The sequence below is a fragment of the Xenorhabdus sp. SGI246 genome (assembly GCF_040838225.1).
Classification (GTDB): domain Bacteria; phylum Pseudomonadota; class Gammaproteobacteria; order Enterobacterales; family Enterobacteriaceae; genus Xenorhabdus; species Xenorhabdus indica.
In genome coordinates, this window is sequence record NZ_JBFPEZ010000111.1 from 1 (window position 1) to 3768 (window position 3768).

General features: G+C 48.5%; 5 protein-coding genes. 2 read left to right on the plus strand and 3 right to left on the minus strand.

The features are described 5' to 3' along the window. The 3 genes from ABLA85_RS17925 to ABLA85_RS17935 all read right to left on the minus strand — a co-directional run. Positions 1-200 (minus strand): DnaB-like helicase N-terminal domain-containing protein (locus tag ABLA85_RS17925; protein ID WP_367965691.1); only part of this gene is annotated, 200 nt, incomplete at its 3' end. After that, positions 184-579 carry a hypothetical protein gene (locus ABLA85_RS17930; RefSeq protein WP_367965692.1) on the minus strand — a complete coding sequence of 132 codons (396 nt, stop codon included), beginning with the start codon at positions 577-579 and terminating at the stop codon, positions 184-186. The genes ABLA85_RS17925 and ABLA85_RS17930, both read right to left, overlap by 17 nt. Then, entirely contained in the window at positions 576-1463 is an 888-nt protein-coding gene (locus tag ABLA85_RS17935; protein WP_367965693.1) for a ParA family protein, read from the minus strand. Before ABLA85_RS17935 ends, ABLA85_RS17930 begins: the two co-directional genes overlap by 4 nt. Positions 1464-1748: 285 nt before the next feature. Between ABLA85_RS17935 and ABLA85_RS17940 the strand changes: the two genes are divergently transcribed. After that, on the plus strand, positions 1749-3023 hold the full coding sequence (locus ABLA85_RS17940) for a tyrosine-type recombinase/integrase (protein ID WP_367965694.1): 1275 nt from the start codon (positions 1749-1751) through the stop codon (positions 3021-3023). Between the two features lie 139 nt (positions 3024-3162). Beyond that, the gene (locus ABLA85_RS17945) at positions 3163-3366 is read left to right on the plus strand and encodes an AlpA family transcriptional regulator (protein ID WP_172910679.1); all 204 of its coding nucleotides are present in this window, start codon (positions 3163-3165) and stop codon (positions 3364-3366) included. Positions 3367-3768 lie beyond the last annotated feature (402 nt).

The window sequence follows — 3768 nt, forward strand, 5'->3', positions numbered from 1 at the left end:
TTTTTTTCGCTCAGTTCAGCAATGGCCTGATAGATTATTCGGTGTGCCGGGAAGAAAAAATCGTCGGCTGCCAGCAGCTGAACAACGCTATCCCAGCGATCATTCTCCAGTACCAGTCCGCCAATCACGCCTACTTCGGCATAAGCATAACTGGGTTCTGCTTCACTGATGGCCTGTAACGCATCATGATCCAGATTCATCGGTCACCCCCCTGTTGACGGCATTCAGTACCCTCACTAAACGCTGTTGCAGATACGGGGAAGAAACCCAGAACAGGACTTCTTTTGCGGTTAAATACTGCGGTTTTCCCTCATGCCAGCCGCATTCCAGCAGGGCCAAATCATCCGGTGTACCGGACATCAGTGACAGTTCACGCAATTCATCTTCATGACGGGGACTGAAATGCTCGACGTTCTCAGGCGAAACCTCCCAGATAACGGGTAATAATGTCTGGAATTTCGCCAGTGCCGCTTTACGATCAGGCGCATCGACAAACACAAACCATTCATCCTGTGCATCCGTGAACGGTAATTCCGCATTGTCATAACAAAAACAAACGGCTCGCCAGATAATATTCATTGCGCGTTCCCCGTCGGTTGGTTGACCAGCACGGCATCAAATTTTGCAGCCCATTCGGGGAACAGTTCACAGGCCAGACTGTACATGGTCTGGGCAGCGGCAGGACTTTTACGGGTAGTTTTATATTCAAGACGATGAACAGGCTGGGCACGAACATGACCCAGTTTGTAGATATCCAGCAGATCTATCCGGGTGTTCAGCAACTGATAAACACACCTGCCGCCCAGCGCGGACGCATCATACCGTTGCTGTTCGATAATATCGGTCAGTTCATTGAGCGTGTCGCGATCTAAATTAGTACCTTCAATCCCATTGGCCAATATCTGGATCAGCGGAAGTTGAATGCCGTAATTTTCAAATGACTTAAGGCGGGTCAGCATCCGCAGCGTGCCACGCAGGAACTCCCGCACATCCGGCAAAATCGGTTTAATTATCCCCAGCACATGGTGCGTAGCAGCCAGCACTACCAGTTCTGTCATTACCCCGGTTGCGCCTTTAGAGTCGATAATAATGACATCGTATTGATGAAAAAGTGGATGTTGCAAAATATTGCGCAGACGAAGGCGTCCGTCAGGGGCGTGCAGCATCGCCGTCGGCAGGAGTTCATCAGGATCGTTGGAGACAATGATATCGAGATTGTTGATCACTGAGCGGGAAATAAACGGGTTTGGCTGATTCAGATCCACCGTCTGCATCAACAATTCATACAAACCCGTCGGAGCTTCATAGTTCAGGTTAAAAATACTGCTGGATGTGGGTTGCGAATAATCGGCGTCAATCAGGAGAGTCTGTAGACCGGCATCAGCGAAAAAGCCCGCCAGATTTGCCGCATGGGTAGATTTACCTTCGCCACCTTTGGGGGAAATTATCGGAAGTATTTTCATTTTGTACACTCAGTCGTTTGAGCATACAAACTAAGTAAAAAATCAATTGGTTACATTTTATTAACTTAGCAGGGGATTGAAAATCCCCGTGTCGGTGGTTCGATTCCGCCTCCGGCACCACTTCAACTTCCAGTGAAGTCCAGCCAAGTAAAACAATTCCTGCTAAATCCAGCAAAATCAACATCCATTCTTATTTTTACGTCTAGTTTCGTCTGTTGCAATCAAGATGCAGCGAAGGGCATAATTCGGGGCACTTACCGTTCGATTACAAGGATGCCCTTAATAATGAAACTAAATGCCCGGCAAATCGAAACTGCAAAATCCAAAGAAAAAACCTACAAACTCGCCGATGGTGGCGGTCTCTATTTAGAAGTTTCACCGCGCGGCTCAAAATACTGGCGCATGAAGTATTACCGCCCCACCGATAAGAAAGAAGATCGACTGGCCTTCGGTGTTTATCCAACGGTATCACTAGCCGATGCCCGTGCTAAACGCGATGAAGCCAAAAAACTGATGGCACAGGGCATTGATCCCAAAGCTGAGAAAAAAGGCACTGCCTCACCATCGAAAATCACACATACCTTTGAACATATCGCCCGTGAATGGCACGCCAGTAACAAACGCTGGAGTGACCGACACCGCCAAACCGTGTTGCGTAGCCTTGAACAGTATATTTTTCCGCAGATTGGCAGGCTCGATATCACCACGTTACGAACCAGCCAGCTTTTAGCCCCCATCAAAGCCATTGATGATGCGGGTAAACACAACATCGCCCAGCGATTGCAACAACGTGTTACCGCTATCATGCGCTATGCTGTGCAGAATGATATCCTCGAATCCAGTCCTGCCAGTGATATGGCGGGTGCGCTTTCCACCGTAAAATCACGCCATCACCCCGCCCTGCCTCATGAAGCCTTATCGGATTTTCTGAGCCGCTTATCGGCTTATGGCGGGCGCTTGCTGACCAAGATCGCCGTAGAGCTGGCATTGCTGACATTTGTCCGCTCCAGCGAATTGCGATTCGCCCGCTGGCAGGAAATTGACCTTGAAAATGCGGTGTGGAAGATTCCCGCCACAAGGCAACCTATTAAAGGTGTTCGCTTTTCTGAGCGCGGCATGAAAATGAAAACGGATCACCTTGTGCCGTTAAGCCGTCAGGCTGTTTTGCTTATCAACACCTTGCAGGAACTGAGCGGCAATTGCGAAGTGATGTTCCCCAGTGATCATAACTCCGCAAAAGTCATGAGTGAAAACACCGTCAACAAGGCATTACGGGCGATGGGTTACGACACCCAGACCGAAGTCTGCGGGCATGGTTTCCGCACAATGGCACGTGGTGCGATGGGGGAATCCGGTCGGTGGAGTGATGACGCCATCGAGCGCCAGTTAAGCCATATCGAACGCAACAACGTTAGAGCGGCGTATATTCACACCTCTAAACATCTGGACGAACGGCGACTGATGGTGCAGTGGTGGGCGGATTATCTGGATGCGAACCGGGAAAAATCCATCACACCGTATGATTTCGCCAAACCACTGCGCGACAACAAAAACCGTTAGTACAATTTGCAACCCTTTAATTTTCATCGGAAGAAAAACAATTAACGCTGTTCATTTAATCTTGCATTTTAAATAATCCACCTGTCATCAAATAACGTCCACGATGAGCGCTCAAGGACTCGGTAACAGGAGAATTAATATGACAATGACAGCAAAAACAAACTTTATTCGTTTGCCGGAAGTACAGCGCAGAACGGGTTATAGCAAAGCGTGGATTTATAAACTGATTAGCGATGGCGAATTCCCGAAGCAGGTCAAAATTGGCCCACGTTCTGTGGCCTTTATTGAGGCAGAAATTGATAACTGGATTGCACAGCGGATCGCCGAATCACGAGCGGCTTAAAGCATATCCCCTATGGATTTCGGGTTGCATCGCGGCGGCAAGGGAACGAATCCCCTGAGCATAGATAACTATGCGATTGGGGTGAGTGAGCGTAGCCAACAAAGAGGCAACTTGAAAGATGACGGGGATAAAAGACGATGACATAAGAAACAGTATATAAAACACAACGCCCCGAAGTGCGACCAACACTGCGAGGCGTTTTACCAACAATCATTAAGCAAGGTAAAAATGATGGCTGATACACAGCATACCCAAACTCGCCCTAAATTTACAGTTCAAAAAACAGCAGGCAACCAAAACCCGCTTGACCTGATCCAGACCGTGAAAACCTCTGCCATGTATTCCTGGCAAAATCTTCTGCCAGCTTGCGGTATCACTGTTCCGGCAAAGGGTAAACATGGT

Coding starts and splice junctions, on each gene's coding strand:
- ABLA85_RS17930 (WP_367965692.1), bottom strand. CDS start 579: ATGAATATTATCTGGCGAGCCGTTTGTTTTTGTTATGACAATGCGGAA.
- ABLA85_RS17935 (WP_367965693.1), bottom strand. CDS start 1,463: ATGAAAATACTTCCGATAATTTCCCCCAAAGGTGGCGAAGGTAAATCT.
- ABLA85_RS17940 (WP_367965694.1), top strand. CDS start 1,749: ATGAAACTAAATGCCCGGCAAATCGAAACTGCAAAATCCAAAGAAAAA.
- ABLA85_RS17945 (WP_172910679.1), top strand. CDS start 3,163: ATGACAATGACAGCAAAAACAAACTTTATTCGTTTGCCGGAAGTACAG.